Source organism: Streptomyces sp. NPDC111744, from assembly GCF_055634995.1.
In genome coordinates, this window is sequence record NZ_JBVKCG010000003.1 from 50,707 (window position 1) to 71,423 (window position 20,717).

Consider the following 20,717-nt stretch of genomic DNA (forward strand, 5'->3'; position numbering starts at 1 on the left):
GTGGAAAGGTAGCTGAGTGCGAAGGTAGCTGATGCGTCCATGGGTGTCTCCACCTCGTGTCCGGAAAAGGGCATCGCGCTTGTCACGGTCGACCACCCGCCGGTGAACGCGCTGCCGGTGCGCGGCTGGTTCGCGCTGGCGGAGGCGGTGCGCGCGGCGGGCCGCGCCCCCGAGACCCGGTGCGTGGTACTGACCGCGCAGGGCCGCGGTTTCAACGCGGGCGTGGACATCAAGGAGATACAGACGGACGGGAACGAGGCGCTGCTCGGCGCCAACCGGGGCTGCGCGGAGGCCTTCGCGGCGGTGTACGAGTGCGAGACCCCGGTGGTGGCGGCGGTGCACGGCTTCTGTCTGGGCGGCGGCATAGGCCTGGTGGGCAACTCGGACGCGATCGTGGCGAGCGAGGACGCCGTCTTCGGGCTGCCCGAGCTGGACCGGGGCGCCCTGGGCGCGGCCACGCATCTGGCCCGGCTGGTCCCGCCGCATCTGATGCGGACGCTGTACTACACCTCGCGCACGGCGACCGCGGCCCAGCTGCACGCACACGGCTCGGTGTGGCGGGTCGTGCCGCGAGAGGAACTGCTCTCCGCGGCGCTGGAGCTGGCGCGGGAGATAGCCGCCAAGGACGGCCGGCTGCTGCGCCTGGCCAAGGCCGCCATCAACGCCATCGACCCCGTCGACGTGCGGCGCAGCTACCGCCTGGAACAGGGCTTCACCTTCGAGGCCGCCCTCAGCGGGGTGGCCGACCGGGTCCGTGACACCTTCGGGAAGGAGGGTGCGGGGAGTGACTGACAAGACGATGACCGCCGACGAGGCCGTCGCCCGGCTGACTGGCGGCATGACCCTCGGCATCGGCGGCTGGGGTTCCCGACGCAAGCCGATGTCCCTGGTCAGAGCGCTGCTCCGATCCGGCATCGACGACCTCACCCTGGTCTCGTACGGCGGCCCGGACGTCGGGATGCTGGTCGCGGCCGGGCGGGTGCGCAAACTGGTGACGGCCTTCGTCACCCTCGACTCCATCCCGCTGGAACCGCACTACCGGGCGGCGCGGGAGCGCGGGGCGTTCGACCTGATGGAGGTCGACGAGGGCATGTTCATGTGGGGCCTGCACGCGGCCGCCAACCGGCTGCCCTTCCTGCCGGTGCGCGCGGGGCTCGGCTCGGACGTCATGCGGGTCAACCCCGGCCTGCGCACCGTGACTTCGCCGTACGACGACGGGGAGACGTTCGTGGCGATGCCCGCCCTGCGCCTGGACGCGGCGCTGGTCCACGTCAACCGCGCCGACCGGCTGGGCAACGGGCAGTATCTGGGCCCGGACCCCTACTTCGACGACCTGTTCTGCGAGGCGGCGGACACGGCCTATGTCTCCTGCGAACAGATCGTGGACACGGCCGAGTTGACGAAGGCGGCGGCCGCGCAGTCGCTGCTGGTCAAGCGGCTGAACGTGACGGGGGTCGTGGAGGCACCTGGCGGTGCGCACTTCACCTCCTGCGCCCCCGACTACGGGCGGGACGAGGACTTCCAGCGGCTGTACGCGACAGCCCCGTGGGCGGAGTTCTCCGGGCGGTTCCTGGCCGGGGACGAGCAGGCCTACCGCTCGGCGGTGCGGAACTGGCAGAAGGAGCAGGGCTGATGGACGTACTGCGCGCCGACTACTGCGTCGTCGCCTGCGCCGAGGCCTGGCGCGGCTCCGGTGAGATCCTGGCGAGCCCGATGGGCCTGATCCCCTCCCTGGGCGCCCGGCTGGCCCGGCTCACCTTCGCGCCGGATCTGCTGCTGACCGACGGCGAGGCCCTGCTGGTCCGCCCGGACGGCACACCCGAGGGCTGGCTGCCGTACCGGCAGCACCTCACCCTGGTGGCCGGTGGCCGCCGGCATGTGATGATGGGCGCGAGCCAGCTCGACCGGTACGGCAACCAGAACATCTCGGCCATCGGCGACTGGTCCCGGCCCCGCCGCCAGCTGCTCGGTGTGCGCGGCGCATCCCTCAACACGCTGAACAATCCCACGAGTTACTGGGTCCCGAAGCACTCCCGGCGGGTGTTCGTGGCGAAGGTCGACATGGTGTGCGGGGTGGGGTACGACCGGGTGGCCGAGCAGCCCGGCATCGGCCGCTTCCACCGCGTCCCGAGGGTCGTCAGCGACCTGGGCGTCTTCGACTTCGGGACACCGGACCGCTCGATGCGGCTGGCCGCGCTGCATCCGGGGGTGAGTGTCGGCCAGGTGCGGGAGGCCACCGGCTTCGAGCTCGCCGTCCCGGACGAGGTGCCGTACACCCGAGAGCCCACCGCGGAGGAGCTGCGGTTGATCCGCGAGGTGCTGGATCCGGGCGGCGCGCGGACGAAGGAGGTCGCGGGCTGATGGAGACCGCGCTCACCCGGCTGGTCGGGATCCGGTACCCGATCGTGCAGACGGGGATGGGCTGGGTGGCAGGCCCCCGTCTGGTCTCCGCGACGGCCAATGCCGGGGCCCTCGGCATCCTGGCCTCCGCGACGATGACCCTCGACCAGCTGCGTACCGCGATAGCCGAGGTGCGGTGCCGCACGGACGCCCCGTTCGGGGTGAACCTGCGGGCGGACGCGGCCGACGCCGGCGACCGGGTCCGGCTGATCGTCGACGGGGGTGTGCGGGTGGCGTCCTTCGCGCTCGCCCCCTCCCCCGAGCTGATCGCCGAGCTGAAGGAGGCGGGTGTGGTGGTGATGCCCTCCGTCGGGGCGCGGCGGCACGCCGAGAAGGTCGCGGCGTGGGGCGCGGACGCGGTGATCGTGCAGGGCGGTGAGGGCGGCGGGCACACCGGCGAGGTGGCGACGAGCGTGCTGCTGCCGCAGGTGGTGGACGCGGTGCGGATACCGGTGGTGGCCGCCGGGGGTTTCTTCGACGGGCGTGGACTGGTGGCGGCGCTGGCGTACGGGGCGGCGGGGGTCGCGATGGGGACGCGTTTCCTGCTCACCTCGGACTCGACGGTGCCGGACGCGGTGAAGGCGAGGTATCTGGCGGCGACGGTCAAGGACGTCACGGTGACCAGGGCGGTGGACGGCCTGCCGCACCGGATGCTGCGGACCCCTCTGGTCGACTCCCTGGAGAACGCCGGACGGACGCGGCGGCTGCTGCGGGCGCTGCGCCATGCGGCCGCCTTCCGCAGGCTCTCCGGCCTCAGCTGGCCGCAGATGGCCCGCGACGGCCTCGCCCTCCGGCACGGCAAGGACCTGTCCTGGAGCCGGCTGCTGCTCGCCGCCAACACCCCGATGCTGCTCAGGTCGGCGATGGTGGAGGGCCGTACGGACCTCGGGGTGATGGCGTCCGGGCAGGTCGCCGGAGTCATCGACGACCTGCCGTCGTGCGCGGAGCTGGTGGAGAGGGTGATGACCGAGGCCGGGGAAATCATCGGCGCGCTGCCGGGGGCGGGTGCTTCAATGCGCGGATGACGGAGATGATCGACAGACCCTGGGGCATCAGTGTGTTCGGCGCGGGCACCGTGCGGAGCGAACCCCAGGTGGCCCGGTGCGGTCGGCCCGTCAGATCCTTTCGATGATCGTCACGTTCGCCTGTCCCCCGCCCTCGCACATGGTCTGTAGGCCGAAGCGGCCGCCGGTGCGTTCGAGTTCGTGCATGAGGGTGGTCATCAGTTTGACGCCGGTGGCGCCGAGGGGGTGGCCGAGGGCGATCGCTCCGCCGTTGACGTTGACCTTGGCGGGGTCGGCGCCGGTCTCCTTGAGCCAGGCGAGGACGACCGGGGCGAAGGCCTCGTTGATCTCCACGAGGTCGATGGCGTCGATGGTCAGGCCGGTTTTCTTCAGGGCGTGCGCGGTGGCCGGGATCGGGGCGGAGAGCATCCGGATGGGGTCCTCGCCGCGGACGGAAAGGTGGTGGACGCGGGCGCGAGGGCGCAGTCCGTGTTCGCGGACCGCTCGTTCGGAGGCGAGCAGCATCGCGGCGGCGCCGTCGGAGACCTGGGAGGAGCAGGCCGCGGTGATGGTGCCGCCGTCGACGACCGGCTTGAGGGCGGCCATCTTCTCCAGGGAGGTGTCCCGGCGCGGCCCCTCGTCCACGGCGACCGGGCCGTAGGGCACGATCTCGCGCTCGAAGCGGCCCTCGTCGATGGCGCGCAGCGCCCTGCGGTGGGAGTTCAGGGCGAACTCCTCCTGGTCCTGACGGCTGATACCCCACTTGGCGGCGATCATCTCGGCGCCGGCGAACTGGTTGACGGGCTGTCGGCCGTACCGGGCACGCCAGCCCTCGCTGCCCAGGAAGGGGCCCTCGGTCAGCCCCAGCGGCTCGGCGGCCTGCCGGGAGGCGAAGGCGATCGGGATCTGGGACATGTTCTGGACGCCGCCGGCGACCACCAGGTCCTGGGTGCCGGAGAGGACGGCCTGGGCGGCGAAGTGCACGGCCTGCTGCGAGGAGCCGCACTGCCGGTCGACGGTCACGCCCGGCACCTCCTCGGGCAGCCCGGCCGCCAGCCAGGCGGTCCGGGCGATATCGCCGGCCTGCGGTCCGACCGTGTCGAGGCAGCCGAAGACGACGTCCTCGACGGCCGCCGGGTCGATACCCGACCGCTGGACCAGGGCGGTCAGCACACGGGCGCCCAGATCGGCCGGGTGGACCCCGCTCAGTCCGCCCCCGCGCCGCCCGACGGGCGTACGCACCGCTTCGACTACGTAGGCCTCGGCCATGTCAGGAACTCCCTCGTCGGAAAGGGGTTTTCAGCGAATGGGTGAGCTGTTCACGAACCGCGATCCCGTCCAGCACCATCGACAGGTACTGCCGGGCGATCTCCTCCGGGCTGTGCTGTCCGCCCGGCCGGTACCAGGAGGCGGCGACCCACACGGTGTCGCGCACGAACCGGTAGGTGAGGCGGACGTCGAGGTCGGCGCGGAAGACGCGCGCGGCGACCCCGCGCTCCAGGGTGGCCAGCCACGCCTTCTCGAACTTGCGCTGCGACTCGGCGAGAAAGGCGAACCGCTCCTGCGCGACCAGTTGCCTGCTCTCCTTCTGGTAGATCGCGACGGCGGCGCGGTGCCGGTCGATCTCCCGGAAGGACTCGGTGACCAGGGCTTCGAGGGTCTCGCGGGGACCGAGTCCGGCGTCCAGGACGGTGTCGTAGCCGTCCCAGAGCTCGTCGAGGAAGGTCCGCAGGATCTCCTCCAGCATCGATTCCTTGGAGTCGAAGTGGTAGTAGAGGCTGCCCGCGAGCATGCCCGCGTGGTCCGCGATCTTGCGTACGGTGGTGGCGTTGTAGCCCTGCTCGGCGAAGACCTCGGCGGCGGTTTCGAGGAGTTCGCGGCGCCGGGCGGGGGCGGCGGTCACCTGGGGCTTCTTCTTGGTCGGCACGGGTCCATTGTGAGCACTCCGGTGGTCAGGGATGCTGACTGCTGACGGAGACGACCTCCCCGGTGAGGTACGAGGAGTAGCCGGACGCCAGGAAGACGATGGCGTTGGCCACCTCCCAGGGCTCGGCGTACCGCCCGAAGGCCTCGCGCGCGGTCAGCTCCTCCAGCAGCTCGGCGGAGGTCACCTTCACCAGGTGCGGATGCATGGCGAGGCTCGGCGCCACGGCGTTGACCCGCACCCCGTACTCGGCGGCCTCGATCGCCGCGCACCGGGTCAGCGCCATCACCCCGGCCTTGGCGGCGGCGTAGTGCGCCTGTCCGGCCTGGGCGCGCCAGCCGACGACGGAGGAGTTGTTGACGATGACCCCGCCCCGTCCGCTCTCCCGGAAGTGCCGCAGGGCGGCGCGCACGCACCGGAAGGTGCCGTTGAGAGTGACGTCCAGGACGCGCGCCCACTGCTCGTCGGTCATGTCGACGAGCGTCGAAGTCCCGCCCAGTCCCGCGTTGTTGACGACGATGTCCAGCCGCCCGTGCTCGCTAAGGGCGGTCTCGAACAGCGCCCGCACCTGCCCCTCGTCGGTCACGTCGCAGGGCACCGCGGTCACGGCCCCCGGATGCCGGCCGGCCAGCTCGGCCTCGTACTCCTTCAGCCGCCGTGCATGCGCGTCGCTGATCAGTACGCGCGCGCCCTCCTCCAGGAAGCGGCGTGCGGTCGCGCCGCCGATGCCCGCCCCGGCCGCGGCGGTGACGACGGCGGTGCGTCCCTCAAGGAGCCCGTGCCCGGGCACGTACTCCGGACTCTCGACGCCTGTCATAGGCCCACGCTAACCTACCAAACACTTGTTAGGGAAGGATGGTGACGACGGCCGTGGACCTGACCCACACCCCGGCGGACGAGGAGTTCCGCGCCGAGGCCCGCGCCTGGCTGGCGGAGCACGTACCCGACCCGCCGCTACCCTCCCTGGAGACCGCGGAGGGCTTCGCGGCGCACCGCGCGTGGGAGGCCGAACTGGCCGCGGACCGCTGGTCGGTGGTCTCCTGGCCGGAGCGGTACGGCGGCCGGGACGCGGGGCTGATCCGCTGGCTGGTCTTCGAGGAGGAGTACCACGCGGCGGGCGCGCCGGGCCGGGTCGGCCAGAACGGCATCAGCCTGCTCGCGCCGACCCTCTTCGACCACGGCACGGAGGAGCAACGCGCGCGTGTGCTGCCGCCGATGGCCACCGGCGAGGTGGTCTGGGCGCAGGCCTGGTCCGAACCCGGGGCCGGGTCCGATCTGGCCTCCCTGACCTCCAGGGCGGTGCGGACGGACGGCGGCTGGCTGATCGGCGGCCAGAAGACCTGGTCGTCCCGGGCCGCGTTCGCCGACCGCGCGTTCGGCCTGTTCCGCAGCGACCCGGACGCCCCCAAGCCGCATCAGGGGCTCACCTATCTGATGTTCGACCTGCGTGCGCCCGGTGTCACGGTCCGCCCGATCGGCCGCCTCGACGGAAAGCCGGCGTTCGCGGAGGTGTTCCTGGACGAGGTGTTCGTCCCCGACGAGGACGTGATCGGTGAGCCGGGCCAGGGCTGGCGGACAGCGATGTCGACCGCGGGCAACGAGCGGGGGCTGAAGCTGCGGCCGCCGGGCCGGTTCCTGGCCGCCGCCGGCCGACTGGCGGACCTCTGGCGGGACCAGGGCGCCCCGGAGTCCATGGCGGGCCGGGTGGCCGACGCCGTCATAGGCGCCCGCGCCTACCAGCTCTTCACGTACGCGGCCGCCTCCCGCTTCCTGGACGGCGAGTCGCTCGGCCCCGAGTCCAGCCTGAACAAGGTGTTCTGGTCCGAGCTGGACCTGGCCCTGCACGAGACGGCACTCGATCTGCTGGGCTTGAACGGCGAGTCGGCGGACACGGCGTGGTCCGAGGGGTACGTCTTCTCGCTCGCCGGTCCCATCTACGCGGGCACCAACGAGATCCAGCGCGACATCATCGCCGAGCGCCTGCTCGGCCTGCCGAAGGGACGACGCTGAAATGCGTTTCCTCCTCGACACCGAGCAGCTCGACTTCGCGGACTCGCTGCGGGCGCTGCTGACGGCGGCGGACACTCCGACGGTGATACGGGAGTGGAGCCGCGGCGAGCATGCGAGTGGGCGGGCGTTGTGGGGACGTATCGGCGCGGCGGGGGTGTTCGGTCTTGCGGTGCCCGAGGAGTACGGAGGGGAGGGGCGGCGGGCTGTGGAACTCGCGATCGCCTTTGCGGAGTTGGGGCGGTATGCGGTGCCCGGTCCGTTGGTGGAGACGGTGGCGGCCGCGGTGCTGCTCGGTGAGCGTGCCGACCTCGCGAAGCGGTTTCTGCCGGGGATCGCGTCGGGACAGACCCTGGCGACGGTGACGGTCGCCGAGCACGGGTACGGGTACGCGCTGGACGGGGACGCGGCGGATGTGCGGATCGCCGCGACGCCGGAGGGTTTGCGGATGTCCCCGGGTGCCGGTGCGGTACGGCGGTCCATGGACCCCGCGCGCCGGCTCACACCGCTCGCGCCGGTCGGTGAGCTGATCAGCGCGGAGCCGGCGTGGGCGGATGCGCTGACCTGGGCTCGGCTGGCGGTGGCCGCGCAGGCGCTGGGGGTGGGGCTTGCGTTGCTCGACAGAACGGTGACCTATGTCAAGCAGCGGAGTCAGTTCGGTGTGCCCGTCGGCTCGTTCCAGGCGGTGAAGCACCGGCTGGCCGATGTGAAGATCGCGCTGGAGTTCGCCCGGCCGGTGGTCTTCGGGGCGGCGGTGACGATGACTCCGTCGGATGTGGCCGCGGCGAAGCTCGCCGCGTGCGAGGCCGCGTACCTCAGCGCACGGGCCGCGCTCCAGTTGCACGGGGCGATTGGTTATACGGCGGAGTACGACTTGTCGCTCTGGTTGGCCAAGGCACGGGCATTGAGGGGCGCCTGGGGGACGCCTCAGGAGTGCAGAAACTCGGTTCTCTGTGGTCGTGCGTGAACTGCGGGCCGGTGGGGGCTCGTCGCGCAGTTCCCCGCGCCCCTTTCGGGGCGCTGTACCTCGGGGCGACTAGTGGTGATCCCCGCTCGTGACTTCCCGGTACTCCTCCTGCGTCGGCTTCGGGATGTGCGTGTCGGGGCCGAACATCGCCTTGGCCAGGCCTGCCCGGAGCCGCTGGGGGCCCGTGACCCTCCGGCGTACCCCGTTCGCGTCCTGAAGTGCGCCGAGTTCGTACGGCGGGTTCTGTTCGTGCTGGGTGAGGACGAACAGGCCTTCCTGGGTGAGGGGTTCGTGGACCTCGATGTACTCGCCGTGCGGAAGCATCTTGATGAGGCCGGTCTCCCTGCCGTGCAGCACCTTGTCGCGGTCGCGGCGCTGCAGGCCTAGGCAGATCCGCTTGGTGGTGATGAAAGCGAGGACGGGGACGACGAAGACGGAGATCCGCACGAACCAGGTGATCGAGTTGATGGAGAGATGGAGATGGGTGGCGACGATGTCGTTGCCGCCACCGATCAGCAGGACGAAGTACACGCTCAGCCAGGCCACGCCGAGGCCGGTACGGACGGGGACGTTGCGCGGCCGGTCGAGGATGTGATGCTCGCGCTTGTCGCCGGTGATCCACGCCTCGATGAACGGATAGACGCCGATGGCCAGCAGGAAGAGCGGGAAGAGCGAGAAGGGGATGAAGACACCCAGGTTCAGGGTGTGACCCCAGGCGTTGATCTCCCAGCCGGGCATCACCCGGATCAGCCCCTCGGAGAAGCCGAGATACCAGTCGGGCTGGGCGCCGGTGGTCACCAGGTCCGGGCGGTAGGGACCGAAGGCCCACACCGGGTTGACGGTGGCGATACCGCCGATGACCGCCAGAATGCCGAAGGTGAGGAAGAAGAAGCCGCCGGCCTTGGCCATGTAGACGGGCAGGAAGGGCATGCCGATGACGCTCTTCTGGTCGCGTCCGGGCCCGGGGTACTGGGTGTGCTTGTGGTAGAAGACCAGGATCAGATGGGCCACCACCAGCCCGAGCATGATCCCGGGGAGCAGCAGTACGTGGATCGGGAAGAACCGCGAGATGATGTCGTGGCCCGGGAACTCCCCGCCGAACAGGAACATCGAGATGTACGACCCGACGATCGGGATCGACAGGATCGCCCCGTCGGCGAACCGGACGCCGGTGCCGGAGAGCAGGTCGTCCGGGAGCGAGTAGCCGGTCAGTCCGGTGAGGATGGCCAGGAACAGCAGGGTCCAGCCGAACAGCCAGTTGACCTCGCGCGGCTTGCGGAAGGCGCCGGTGAAGAAGACCCGCATCATGTGGACGAGCATCCCGGCGACGAAGACCAGCGCCGCCCAGTGGTGGATCTGCCGGATCAGCAGTCCGCCGCGCACGTCGAAGCTTATGTGCAGCGTCGACTCGTACGCCTTGGTCATGATGATGCCGTTCAACGGCTCGTAGGAGCCGTGGTAGACGACCTCGGCACCGCTGGGCTCGAAGAAGAGGGTGAGGTAGATGCCCGTGAGGATCAGGATGAGGAAGCTGTAGAGACAGACCTCGCCCAGCATGAAGGACCAGTGGTCCGGGAACACCTTGCGCATGTTGGCCTTGGCCAGGGCGTAGATCCCGAGCCGCCCGTCGGCCCAGTCCGCGAGCTTCTCACCCTTGCCCGGCGGGTTCTCCCTGGCCGCCGAACTCCCAACCCGTGCCGTGCCGTTAACCGTTCGTGCCGCGTCGTCCATACGTCGCGTCGCCTCCCCGCCGGATCACCCCTCAGGGTGGCATGACAGGACCCCGACAGCCAACGGTGCCGCGTGAAGTCGATCGGCTCAGTCGGTCCGTACGATGCCCGCCGCCCGCGCCGCCGCCAGCCACTGCGGGAACTCGCCGACGAGACGGTCGTACAGCTGTCCGTCCGGCACCTTCAGCGGGTCCGAACCGGCGTGGAAGAAGCCCGCGTTGTCCACCGCCCGCTTGCCCGGCACCGCCAGCTCGTCGAGCTTGCGCAGAAAGTCGAACTGTTTGCTGTGCGGGTCGCCGAAGCCGACGAACTGCCAGAACAGCGGCAGCTTCGCCGCCTTGCACAGGTAGCGTTCGGCGGCGAGCTTGTTGATCGGGCCGCCGTCGGTCTGGAAGACGACCAGGGCGGGCGCGGTGGCGCCGCTGTCGAGGTAGTGGTCGATGACGGCGTCCATGGCCAGGTGGTAGCTGGTCTTGCCCATGTGCCCGAGCCCGGCCGCGATCTTCTCGATACGGCCCTGGTGCTCGGCGAGTTCGATGTCGATGACCGCGTCGATGCCGGTGGAGAAGAAGACGACGGGGACCCGGCCGTCGTCGTCCAGGTGCGCGGAGAGGCCCAGCACCCGGTCGGCGAGGGACTGCACACTGCCGTCGGCGTAGTACGGCTTCATGGAACCGGAGTAGTCGACGACCAGGTAGACGGCGGCCCGGAGTCCGTCGAGTCCGTGCTTGGTGAGGGAGATCCCGGCCGACCGGTAGGAGCCGACCAGCGCGGGCGCGGACTCCTGCACCTTGCTGAGACTGATCGCGGCCATCCCCTGCTCCCCCTCGATTCATGGTCAGGAGGCCGAGATTACTTGATCACGGAAATGCTGCGGCACCTGCCCAGTCGTCCGGTCGGGGACTGCGGGCAGGCGCCGCATCGGGGGGTCTGGGGGGATATCCCCCCAGATAACCCGCCCGTACGCCGTTGTACGGGACGTTCTTCGGGGTCGGTCAGACCATCAGCGAGCGGTCCGTCGGGCGGATCGGGGCCGGGAGTTCGCTCGCTCCGGTCAGGAAGCGGTCGACGCCCTTGGCGGCCGAGCGGCCCTCCGCGATCGCCCAGACGATCAGGGACTGGCCGCGGCCCGCGTCACCGGCGACGAAGACACCCGGCACATTGGTCTGGAAGTCGGCGTCGCGGGCGATGTTGCCCCGCTCGTCGAGGTCCAGGCCGAACTGCTCGACCAGGCCGTTGACCCGGTCGGTGCCCGTGAAGCCCATGGCCAGCGTCACCAGCTGGGCCGGGATCCTGCGCTCGGTGCCCGGCTTCGGGGTCAGCTTGCCGTCGACGAACTCCACCTCGGTGAGGTGCAGCCACTGGACGTTGCCGTCCTCGTCGCCCTCGAAGTGGGTGGTGGAGACGGAGTAGACCCGCTCACCGCCCTCCTCGTGCGCCGAGGTGACCTTGTAGAGCATGGGGAAGGTCGGCCACGGCTGGTGCGGCGCCCGGTCCTCGCCCGGCCTGGGCATGATCTCCAGCTGGGTGACCGAGGCCGCGCCCTGACGGTGGGCGGTGCCCACGCAGTCGGCGCCGGTGTCGCCACCGCCGATGACGACCACGTGCTTGCCCTCGGCCGAGATCGGGGAGGTGACGTAGTCGCCCTCCTGGACCTTGTTCGACAAGGGCAGGTACTCCATCGCCTGGTAGACGCCCTTCAACTCCCGCCCGGGAACGGGGAGATCACGGGCGGTCGTGGCGCCGGCGGCGATGACGATCGCGTCGTACCGCTTCTTCAGGTCGGTCGCCTTGAGGTCGCGGCCGATCTCGATACCGGTACGGAAGCGGGTGCCCTCCGCGCGCATCTGCTCGATACGGCGGTTGATGTGCCGCTTCTCCATCTTGAACTCGGGGATGCCGTAGCGGAGCAGGCCGCCGATGCGGTCGGCGCGCTCGTAGACGGCGACCGTGTGGCCGGCCCGGGTGAGCTGCTGGGCGGCGGCGAGGCCGGCCGGGCCCGAGCCGATCACGGCGACGGTCTTGCCGGACAGGCGCTCGGGGGCCTGCGGGGCGACGGTGCCCGCGTCCCACGCCTTGTCGATGATCGAGACCTCGACGTTCTTGATGGTGACGGCCGGCTGGTTGATGCCGAGCACACACGCCGACTCACAGGGAGCCGGGCACAACCGTCCCGTGAACTCCGGGAAGTTGTTGGTGGCGTGCAGGCGCTCCGAGGCCGCCGTCCAGTCCTCGCGGTAGGCGAAGTCGTTCCACTCGGGGATCAGGTTCCCGAGCGGACAGCCGTTGTGGCAGAACGGGATGCCGCAGTCCATGCACCGGCTGGCCTGCTTGCTGATGATCGGCAGCAGCGAGCCCGGGACGTAGACCTCGTTCCAGTCCTGGACGCGCTCGGTGACGGGACGGGTCTTGGCGACCTCACGGCCGTGGTTCAGGAAGCCCTTCGGGTCAGCCATTGATCGCCGCCTCCATCATCTTCTCGGTGATCTCGGTCTCGGAGAGACCCGCTCGCTCGGCGGCGTCCTTGGCGGCGAGCACTGCCTTGTACGTGCTGGGGATGATCTTGCTGAACCGCTGCACGGCCGCGTCCCAGTCGGCGAGCAGCTTCTCGGCGACCGTGGAGCCGGTCTCCTCGGCGTGGCGGCGCACCACGTCGTGCAGCCACTGCTTGTCCGCGTCGTCCAGGGCCTCGACGGCTTCGATGTTGCCGACGTTGACGTTGTCGCGGTTCAGGTCGATGACGTACGCGATGCCACCGGACATACCGGCCGCGAAGTTGCGGCCCGTCTCACCGAGGACCACCGCGTGACCGCCGGTCATGTACTCGCAGCCGTGGTCGCCCACGCCCTCCGCGACCACCAGCGCACCGGAGTTGCGGACACAGAACCGCTCGCCCGTACGACCGCGCAGGAACAGCTCGCCGCCGGTCGCACCGTAGGCGATGGTGTTGCCCGCGATCGTGGAGAACTCGGCGAGGTGGTCGGCGTTGCGGTCGGGACGCACGATGACACGGCCGCCGGAGAGGCCCTTGCCGACGTAGTCGTTGGCGTCGCCCTCGAGGCGCAGGGTGACACCGCGCGGCAGGAAGGCGCCGAAGGACTGGCCGGCCGAGCCGGTGAAGGTGATGTCGATGGTGTCGTCGGGCAGACCCGCGCCGCCGAACTTCTTCGTCACCTCGTGGCCGAGCATGGTGCCGACCGTGCGGTTGATGTTGCGCACCTTGATCTGGGCGCGGACCGGCTGGGCGTCGGTGGCGCTGGATGCGCCCAGGGCGTCCGAGGCGAGCTTGATCAGCTCGTTGTCCAGGGCCTTCTCCAGGCCGTGGTCCTGCGGGACGGTCTGGTGCAGCGCGGCGCCCTCGGGCAGCTCGGGCACATGGAAGAGCGGGGACAGGTCCAGGCCCTGTGCCTTCCAGTGGTCGACGGCACGGGTGACGTCGAGCGCCTCCGCGTGGCCGACGGCCTCCTCGATGGAGCGGAAGCCCAGCTCGGCGAGGATCTCGCGGACCTCCTCGGCGATGAACCGGAAGAAGTTCACGACGTACTCGGCCTTGCCGGTGAAGCGGTCGCGCAGCACCGGGTTCTGGGTGGCGACGCCGACCGGGCAGGTGTCGAGGTGGCAGACGCGCATCATGATGCAGCCGGAGACGACGAGCGGCGCGGTCGCGAAACCGAACTCCTCGGCGCCGAGCAGCGCGGCGACGACCACGTCACGGCCGGTCTTCAGCTGGCCGTCGGTCTGGACGACGATCCGGTCCCGCAGGCCGTTGAGCAACAGGGTCTGCTGGGTCTCGGCGAGGCCGAGCTCCCAGGGACCGCCCGCGTGCTTCAGCGAGGTGAGCGGGGAGGCGCCCGTACCGCCGTCGTGACCCGAGATGAGCACGACGTCCGCGTGCGCCTTGGACACACCGGCCGCGACCGTGCCGACGCCGACCTCCGAGACCAGCTTGACGTGAACCCGCGCCTGCGGGTTCGCGTTCTTGAGGTCGTGGATCAGCTGGGCCAGGTCCTCGATGGAGTAGATGTCGTGGTGCGGCGGCGGGGAGATCAGGCCGACGCCCGGGGTGGAGTGCCGGGTCCTGGCGATCCACGGGTAGACCTTGTGGCCGGGCAGCTGGCCGCCCTCGCCGGGCTTGGCGCCCTGGGCCATCTTGATCTGGATGTCGTCCGCGTTGACCAGGTACTCGGAGGTCACGCCGAACCGGCCGGACGCCACCTGCTTGACGGCGCTGCGCCGCGCCGGGTCGTAGAGACGGTCCGGGTCCTCGCCGCCCTCACCGGTGTTGGACTTGCCGCCCAGCTGGTTCATGGCGATGGCGAGGGTCTCGTGGGCCTCGCGCGAGATGGAGCCGTACGACATGGCGCCGGTGGAGAAGCGCTTGACGATCTCGGAGACGGGCTCGACCTCGTCGACGGAGATCGGCTGACGCCCCTCGACGCCGGACTTGAAGGCGAAGAGCCCGCGGAGCGTCATCAGGCGCTTGGACTGCTCGTTCACCCGGTCCGTGTACTTCTTGAAGATGTCGTAGCGGTTGGCACGCGTCGAGTGCTGGAGGCGGAAGACCGTCTCCGGGTCGAACAGGTGCGGCTCGCCCTCGCGGCGCCACTGGTACTCGCCGCCTATGTCGAGGGCGCGGTGGGCCGGCGCGATGCCGGAGGCCGGGTACGCCTTGGCGTGGCGGGCGGCGACCTCCTTGGCGATGACGTCGATGCCGACGCCCCCGATCTTGGAGGCGGTGCCGCTGAAGTACTTGTTGACGAAGCCCTCTTCGAGACCGACGGCCTCGAAGACCTGGGCGCCCCGGTAGGAGGCGACCGTCGAGATGCCCATCTTCGACATGACCTTGAGAACGCCCTTGCCGAGGGCGTAGATCAGGTTGCGGATGGCCTGCTCGGAGTCCATGCCCGGCAGGAAGGTGCCCGCGCGGGTGAGGTCCTCGACGGACTCCATGGCGAGGTACGGGTTGACCGCGGCGGCGCCGAAGCCGATCAGCAGAGCTACATGGTGGACCTCGCGGACGTCACCGGCCTCGACGAGGAGGCCCACCTGGGTGCGCTGCTTGGTGCGGATGAGGTGGTGGTGGACGGCCGCGGTGAGCAGCAGCGACGGGATCGGCGCGTGCTCGGCGTCCGAGTGCCGGTCCGACAGGACGATGAGGCGGGCGCCGTTCTCGATGGCCGCGTCGGCCTCGGCGCAGATCTCGTCGATCCGGGCGGCGAGGGCGTCACCGCCGCCGGAGACGCGGTACAGGCCGGACAGGGTCGCGGCCTTGAAGCCGGGCATGTCGCCGTCGGCGTTGATGTGGATGAGCTTGGCCAGCTCGTCGTTGTCGATCACCGGGAAGGGCAGCACGACGGAGCGGCAGGACGCGGCGTTCGGCTCCAGCAGGTTGCCGGACGGGCCGAGCGAGGAGCGCAGGGAGGTGACCAGCTCCTCGCGGATGGCGTCCAGCGGCGGGTTGGTGACCTGCGCGAACAGCTGGGTGAAGTAGTCGAAGAGCAGCCGCGGGCGCTCGGAGAGCGCGGCGATCGGCGAGTCGGTGCCCATGGAGCCGATCGGCTCGGCGCCGGCCTTGGCCATCGGCGCGAGGATGACGCGCAGCTCTTCCTCGGTGTAGCCGAAGGTCTGCTGGCGGCGGGTGACCGAGGCGTGGGTGTGGACGATGTGCTCGCGCTCGGGCAGATCGCTCAGCTCGATCTCGCCGGCCTCCAGCCACTCGGCGTAGGGCTGTGCGGCGGCGAGGGTCGCCTTGATCTCGTCGTCCTCGATGATCCGGTGCTCGACGGTGTCCACGAGGAACATCCGGCCGGGCTGCAGCCGGCCCTTGCGGACGACCCTTGCGGGGTCGATGTCGAGGACGCCGACCTCGGAGCCGAGGACGACCAGGCCGTCGTCGGTGACCCAGTAGCGGCCGGGGCGCAGACCGTTGCGGTCGAGAACGGCGCCGACCTGGGAGCCGTCGGTGAAGGTGACACAGGCCGGGCCGTCCCAGGGCTCCATCATCGTGGCGTGGTAGCCGTAGAAGGCGCGCCGGGCCGGGTCCATGGAGTCGTGGTTCTCCCACGCCTCCGGGATCATCATCAGCACGGAGTGCGGCAGCGAACGCCCGCCCAGGTGCAGGAGTTCCAGCACCTCGTCGAAGGACGCCGAGTCGGAGGCGTCGGGTGTGCAGATCGGGAAGACGCGGTCCAGCTTCTCCTGCGGGCCGAACAGGTCGGAGACCAGCTGGGACTCGCGGGCGACCATCCAGTTGCGGTTGCCCTTGACGGTGTTGATCTCACCGTTGTGCGCGACGAACCGGTACGGGTGCGCGAGCGGCCACGACGGGAAGGTGTTCGTGGAGAACCGGGAGTGCACGAGCGCGATCGCGGACGCGAAGCGGCGGTCGGACAGGTCCGGGAAGAAGGGCTCCAGCTGGCCGGTGGTCAGCATGCCCTTGTAGACGATGGTCCGGGCGGACAGCGAGGGGAAGTAGACGCCCACCTCGCGCTCGGCGCGCTTGCGCAGCACGAACGCCCTGCGGTCCAGCGCGATGCCCTCGCTGACGCCGTCGGTCACGAAGATCTGCCGGAAGACCGGCATGGTGGAGCGGGCGGTGGCGCCGAGCAGCTCCGGGGCGACCGGAACCTCGCGCCAGCCGAGGACGGTGAGGCCCTCCTCGCCCGCGATCGTCTCGATCCGCGAGACGGCGTCCTGGATGCCGTCCTCGGAGAGGAAGGCGGTACCGACGGCGTACGAGCCGGCCGCCGGCAGTTCGAATCCGGCCACCTCGCGGAGGAAGGCGTCGGGCACCTGGGAGAGGAGACCGGCGCCGTCGCCGGAGTCGGGCTCGGAGCCGGTCGCGCCGCGGTGCTCCAGGTTGCGCAGAACCGTGAGCGCCTGCTCGACCAGCGCGTGGCTCGCCTCGCCGGTGAGGGTGGCCACAAAGCCGACGCCACAGGCATCGTGCTCGTTGCGGGGGTCGTACATACCCTGGGCAGCAGGGCGAGCATCCATGAACGACCAGTTCTGGCCATTCGTGGAGTGCTGGGACGGCTGGCGCGGCGTACGCATCGGCTCTCCCGTCGTCGTCAGTGGCGTATAGCAGGTGCCGAGGGACGACGCTGGCCCTCTGCGTTATTGTTGCGAAATTTCACGCAGGTTACATGATGGAGCGGTTCTCGGGAACTGGATACACCGTTCCAACATGCGGACGCCGCAGGGGTGTACGGCGAGGTACCGCTGATGCGGTGAAGGTGGTGGGGGACCTATCCGGACAGATCCGTGTCCATCGGTCCGCAGGGGGCGAGGGTGAGCGTCGTCGTCACCCCACAGGTGCACGACAGGCGTCCTTGCCTGCGGTGCTTACGGCTCATGCCCAGTGGTTAAGCGTTCGAAACCAGTGAGTAACGGGTACTTATGCGGCCCAACGCATAGGTACCAGTCGCACTATCCTACGGCGGTTCCGAACAGGCTGCCCAGGGCGTACGTCACACCGGCCGCCGCGCCACCCAGCGCGAGCTGCCGCAGGCCGCTGAACCACCAGGTCCGCGCGGTGACCCTGGCCACCACGGCACCGCAGCCGAACAGTCCGAAGAGCGCGAGCAGCAGGGCGGGCCAGAGCGTGGTGGCGCCGAGCAGGTACGGCAGCACGGGCAGCAGCGCGCCCAGCGCGAACGAGCCGAAGGAGGACACGGCGGCGACCAGCGGCGAGGGCAGGTCACCGGGGTCGATACCCAGCTCCTCGCGGGCGTGTATCTCCAGCGCCCGCTCCGGGTCGACGGACAGCTGCCGGGCGACCTCCCGGGCGAGCGACGCCTCGACCCCTCTGGCCTCGTACAGTGCGGCAAGCTCGGCTTCCTCGTCCTGCGGGTGCCTGCGCAGCTCCCTCCGCTCCACGTCCAGCTCGGCCTCGACCAGCTCACGCTGCGAGGCGACGGAGGTGTACTCGCCGGCCGCCATGGAGAAGGCGCCGGCGGCGAGTCCCGCGAGCCCGGTGATGACGATGGTCTGGTGGCTGACGGCCCCGCCCGCGACACCGGTGATCAGGGCGAGGTTGGAGACGAGCCCGTCCATGGCGCCGAAGACGGCGGGCCGCAGCCACCCTCCGTTGACATCCCGGTGGGTGTGGTTGTCGCGGTGCGCCTCGTGCAGTGTCGCCCGGGTCTCGATGACGGCCATGTGGGTCCCCCAAGAGGTCTTGAACAAGCCCCGAATAAGCTGAGGCAAAGCTAAGTTTGGACTGATTCCATCTTTCGACAACATGGACACTACGCCCCGACATTCCCCGTCGCCAGCAAGGAAAGGCTGGGCTAACCTGCGGCTTTGCCTTTTTACGCTCACTTGTGCGATGCACTGCACAAATGTCGACCGGGTGATGTGGAGGCCACTCAGGCTGCGGTCAACCGCCGTTGGTGGGACACATCCGCAAACGGTTCCGCGCCCCGGCGTGAAACCCCTCCCGGAGAGGCCCGCCCATGTCATCGATCGTCTGTACGCCGTCGGTCCCCGCCCCCGACGAGCGCGCCTCCCAGCTGCACGACCGGGCGCGGGGCGCGCTGCTGGGCCTGGCCGTGGGCGACGCGCTCGGGGCGCCGGCGGAGAACATGAAGCCCTCCGAGATCCGCGCCCGCTGGGGCCGCATCACGGGGTACGTCACCGACACCCCGGCCGGCACGGACGACACCGAATACGCGATCTTCTCCGGCCTCCTCCTCGCCCGCCACGGCTCGGCACTCACCCCGGCCCATGTCGAGGCGGCCTGGCACGAGTGGATCGCCGACCGCGCCGAGGGCCCCTTCAAGGGCGCCGGTTTCAGCGAGCGCGGCACCCTGGAGAACCTCCGCCGGGGACTCGCCGCCCCCATCTCCGCCCAGCACCGGCACGCCTGGAGCGACGGCCTGGCCATGCGGGCGGCCCCCTTCGGCGTCTTCGCGGCGGGGCGGCCCGCCGAGGCGGCCCGGCTGGTCGCGATCGATGGCTCGGTGAGCCACGAGGGCGAGGGAATCTACGGCGGCCAGGCGGTGGCGGCGGGCGTGGCGGCGGCGATGGCGGGAGCGCCTCCGACGGCGGTGGTGGCGGCCGCGCTGGCGGTGGTACCGGACGACTCGTGGACGGCACGCTCCCTGCGCCGGGCGGTCGCGGTGGCTCACGGGGGCGAACGGGCGGTCCGCTCGGCGGTCGTCATCGGCGGATACCCGTGGACCGACCTGGCCCCGGAGGCGGTGGCCCTGGCCTTCGGGGCGTACGCGGCGGCGGACGGCGACTTCCGGGACGCGGTGCTGACGGCCGTCAACATGGGGCGCGACGCGGACACCACGGCCGCGGTGGCCGGCGCGCTGGCGGGGGCGACACAGGGAGAGGGGGCGATCCCGGCGGAGTGGGGCGCGGCGATCGGGCCGGCCCGGGGAAGCTGCCTGCCGTCGATGGCGGGCCAGCATGTACTGGAGGTGGCGGAGCTGCTGACGGGGGCGGTGACACGGACCCAGCCGCGACCCCCGACGCCGGCCCCTCTGCCGACCGAGCGGCTCTTCACCACGGCCGCCCTGCCGACCGAGCCGCGACGTTACAGCGAGGTCCAGCGGTGAACCGGCGTCGTATCGAGGGGCTTCTGCTCGGCCTCGCCGCGGGCGACGCCGCCGGCTGGCCCGCCGCCCGGCACCGCGCCGCCCGCATGCCGGAGTGGACCCGCCGTCTCACCCGGGAGCTCGACACCTTCGCCGAGCAGAACGCCACCACCACCCTCCCCGTCCCCATCGCCCTCAACCAGCCCCCCGAACCCCTCCGTCTCGGCCCCTCGGACGACGCCGAGTGGGCTGCCTTCGCCGCGGAAGCCGTCCTGCGCGCCGGCGACGACACCGCCCTCGCCGACCTCAGCCGTGAGCTCCGTACCCGCGCCGCCATCGACCTCACCTGGACCGCCGTCGCCTCCGAGGTCGCCGCCGCCGCGCAACGCGCCCCCGAGATCGAGTCGGCCGTCCTCCCCCTGCGCGCCCGTATCTCCGTCCGCGCCGGCCTCGGCAACCTCGCCACCGGTCTGCGCCCGCCCGCCACCGGCCACGACAACCCGCACTACTTCGACGACGCCGCCTGCGTCCGTGCCTGCGCACTGGCCGTCGCCCACCGCGGTGACCCCCAACGCGCCGCCGACCTCGCCGAGTTCGACGCCCGCTACACCCAGGACGGCGACGGAGTGCACGGCGCCCGTGCCATGGCGGCGGCCCTCGCGCTCGCCCTCGTCGGCGCCGAGGTGGAGACCTGCGTGGCCGCAGCGCTCACCGAACTCCCCGAGGCCACCGAGATCGGCCGCAACGCCCGCCACGCCCTGACCCTCACCGGCACAGCCGACACGGCATTCGCCCTCGTCCCGCTCCTCGAACACCAAATCGTCGACCACGTCTACAGCTACGGCATCGCCGCCGCCGAAACCGTCCCGGTCGCCCTCGCCCTCGCGACCGCCGCGCGCGGCCGGATCGCCGAGGCCGTCCCCGCCGCCGCCTGTCTCTCCCGGGTCGCCGACTCGGCCCCCGCCCTGGCCGGTGCGCTCACCGGCGCCCTCGGCGGCGGCGACTCGATCCCGTCGCCCTGGCGGGACGCCTGCCGCACCCTCTCCGGCTGCGCCCTGCCCCGCCTCACCGGCACCGACCTCGTGGAACTCGCCGAACTCCTGGAAGCCACACAACCGGCCCATCCAGGTGGATGATTCG

The 20,717-nt window shown here is 70.8% G+C and carries 16 protein-coding genes; 8 read left to right on the top strand and 8 right to left on the bottom strand.

Annotated features, from left to right (window positions below; translation table 11 throughout):
* Window positions 1-39 precede the first annotated feature (39 nt).
* Genes ACZ7OO_RS07450 through ACZ7OO_RS07465 form a run of 4 tightly spaced genes read left to right on the top strand, consistent with a single transcriptional unit; the run spans window position 40 to window position 3,425 of the window.
* The gene (locus ACZ7OO_RS07450; protein WP_471502461.1) at window positions 40-792 is read left to right on the top strand and encodes an enoyl-CoA hydratase family protein; all 753 of its coding nucleotides are present in this window, start codon (window positions 40-42) and stop codon (window positions 790-792) included.
* Entirely contained in the window at window positions 785-1,633 is an 849-nt protein-coding gene (locus tag ACZ7OO_RS07455; protein WP_471502463.1) for a CoA transferase subunit A, read from the top strand. The genes ACZ7OO_RS07450 and ACZ7OO_RS07455 overlap by 8 nt, the downstream gene beginning before the upstream one ends.
* The gene (locus ACZ7OO_RS07460) at window positions 1,633-2,361 is read left to right on the top strand and encodes a CoA-transferase subunit beta (RefSeq protein ID WP_471502465.1); all 729 of its coding nucleotides are present in this window, start codon (window positions 1,633-1,635) and stop codon (window positions 2,359-2,361) included. The genes ACZ7OO_RS07455 and ACZ7OO_RS07460 overlap by 1 nt, the downstream gene beginning before the upstream one ends.
* Window positions 2,361-3,425 (top strand): NAD(P)H-dependent flavin oxidoreductase, encoded by a 1,065-nt coding sequence (locus ACZ7OO_RS07465; protein ID WP_471502467.1) that lies wholly within the window; start codon window positions 2,361-2,363, stop codon window positions 3,423-3,425. Before ACZ7OO_RS07460 ends, ACZ7OO_RS07465 begins: the two co-directional genes overlap by 1 nt.
* Before the next feature lie 90 nt (window positions 3,426-3,515).
* On the opposite strand, the gene ACZ7OO_RS07470 is transcribed toward ACZ7OO_RS07465, so the two are convergent.
* The 3 genes from ACZ7OO_RS07470 to ACZ7OO_RS07480 are packed head-to-tail and all read right to left on the bottom strand — an operon-like array spanning window position 3,516 to window position 6,145.
* The gene (locus tag ACZ7OO_RS07470; RefSeq protein WP_471502469.1) at window positions 3,516-4,673 is read right to left on the bottom strand and encodes an acetyl-CoA C-acetyltransferase; all 1,158 of its coding nucleotides are present in this window, start codon (window positions 4,671-4,673) and stop codon (window positions 3,516-3,518) included.
* A gap of 1 nt (window position 4,674) precedes the next feature.
* Complete coding sequence (locus ACZ7OO_RS07475) at window positions 4,675-5,331, bottom strand: TetR/AcrR family transcriptional regulator (RefSeq protein ID WP_352224141.1); 657 nt, start codon at window positions 5,329-5,331, stop codon at window positions 4,675-4,677.
* Between the two features lie 25 nt (window positions 5,332-5,356).
* Entirely contained in the window at window positions 5,357-6,145 is a 789-nt protein-coding gene (locus ACZ7OO_RS07480; RefSeq protein ID WP_471502471.1) for an SDR family oxidoreductase, read from the bottom strand.
* Between the two features lie 53 nt (window positions 6,146-6,198).
* Here ACZ7OO_RS07480 and ACZ7OO_RS07485 point away from each other — a divergent pair, with 53 nt between their 5' ends.
* Both ACZ7OO_RS07485 and ACZ7OO_RS07490 read left to right on the top strand, forming a co-directional pair.
* The gene (locus ACZ7OO_RS07485) at window positions 6,199-7,338 is read left to right on the top strand and encodes an acyl-CoA dehydrogenase family protein (RefSeq protein ID WP_471503376.1); all 1,140 of its coding nucleotides are present in this window, start codon (window positions 6,199-6,201) and stop codon (window positions 7,336-7,338) included.
* A gap of 1 nt (window position 7,339) precedes the next feature.
* Window positions 7,340-8,302: an acyl-CoA dehydrogenase family protein gene (locus ACZ7OO_RS07490; protein ID WP_471502473.1), complete on the top strand. Its 963-nt coding sequence runs from the start codon at window positions 7,340-7,342 to the stop codon at window positions 8,300-8,302.
* A 69-nt stretch (window positions 8,303-8,371) separates the two neighbouring features.
* On the opposite strand, the gene qcrB is transcribed toward ACZ7OO_RS07490, so the two are convergent.
* From qcrB to ACZ7OO_RS07515, 5 genes are all read right to left on the bottom strand, one after another.
* On the bottom strand, window positions 8,372-10,033 hold the full coding sequence (gene qcrB, locus ACZ7OO_RS07495; RefSeq protein ID WP_471502475.1) for a cytochrome bc1 complex cytochrome b subunit: 1,662 nt from the start codon (window positions 10,031-10,033) through the stop codon (window positions 8,372-8,374).
* Between the two features lie 87 nt (window positions 10,034-10,120).
* Window positions 10,121-10,846 (bottom strand): vWA domain-containing protein, encoded by a 726-nt coding sequence (locus tag ACZ7OO_RS07500; RefSeq protein WP_471502477.1) that lies wholly within the window; start codon window positions 10,844-10,846, stop codon window positions 10,121-10,123.
* A gap of 181 nt (window positions 10,847-11,027) precedes the next feature.
* Window positions 11,028-12,488, bottom strand: a complete 1,461-nt coding sequence (locus tag ACZ7OO_RS07505; RefSeq protein WP_471502479.1) for a glutamate synthase subunit beta — start codon at window positions 12,486-12,488, stop codon at window positions 11,028-11,030.
* The gene (gene gltB, locus ACZ7OO_RS07510) at window positions 12,481-17,085 is read right to left on the bottom strand and encodes a glutamate synthase large subunit (protein ID WP_471502481.1); all 4,605 of its coding nucleotides are present in this window, start codon (window positions 17,083-17,085) and stop codon (window positions 12,481-12,483) included. The genes ACZ7OO_RS07505 and gltB overlap by 8 nt, the downstream gene beginning before the upstream one ends.
* 375 nt (window positions 17,086-17,460) lie before the next feature.
* Window positions 17,461-18,192 carry a VIT1/CCC1 transporter family protein gene (locus tag ACZ7OO_RS07515; protein WP_471502484.1) on the bottom strand — a complete coding sequence of 244 codons (732 nt, stop codon included), beginning with the start codon at window positions 18,190-18,192 and terminating at the stop codon, window positions 17,461-17,463.
* A 296-nt stretch (window positions 18,193-18,488) separates the two neighbouring features.
* On the opposite strand from ACZ7OO_RS07515, the gene ACZ7OO_RS07520 reads away from it, so the two are divergent.
* Both ACZ7OO_RS07520 and ACZ7OO_RS07525 read left to right on the top strand, forming a co-directional pair.
* Window positions 18,489-19,598 carry an ADP-ribosylglycohydrolase family protein gene (locus tag ACZ7OO_RS07520; protein ID WP_471502486.1) on the top strand — a complete coding sequence of 370 codons (1,110 nt, stop codon included), beginning with the start codon at window positions 18,489-18,491 and terminating at the stop codon, window positions 19,596-19,598.
* Window positions 19,595-20,713: an ADP-ribosylglycohydrolase family protein gene (locus tag ACZ7OO_RS07525; RefSeq protein ID WP_471502488.1), complete on the top strand. Its 1,119-nt coding sequence runs from the start codon at window positions 19,595-19,597 to the stop codon at window positions 20,711-20,713. Before ACZ7OO_RS07520 ends, ACZ7OO_RS07525 begins: the two co-directional genes overlap by 4 nt.
* Window positions 20,714-20,717: the final 4 nt, after the last annotated feature.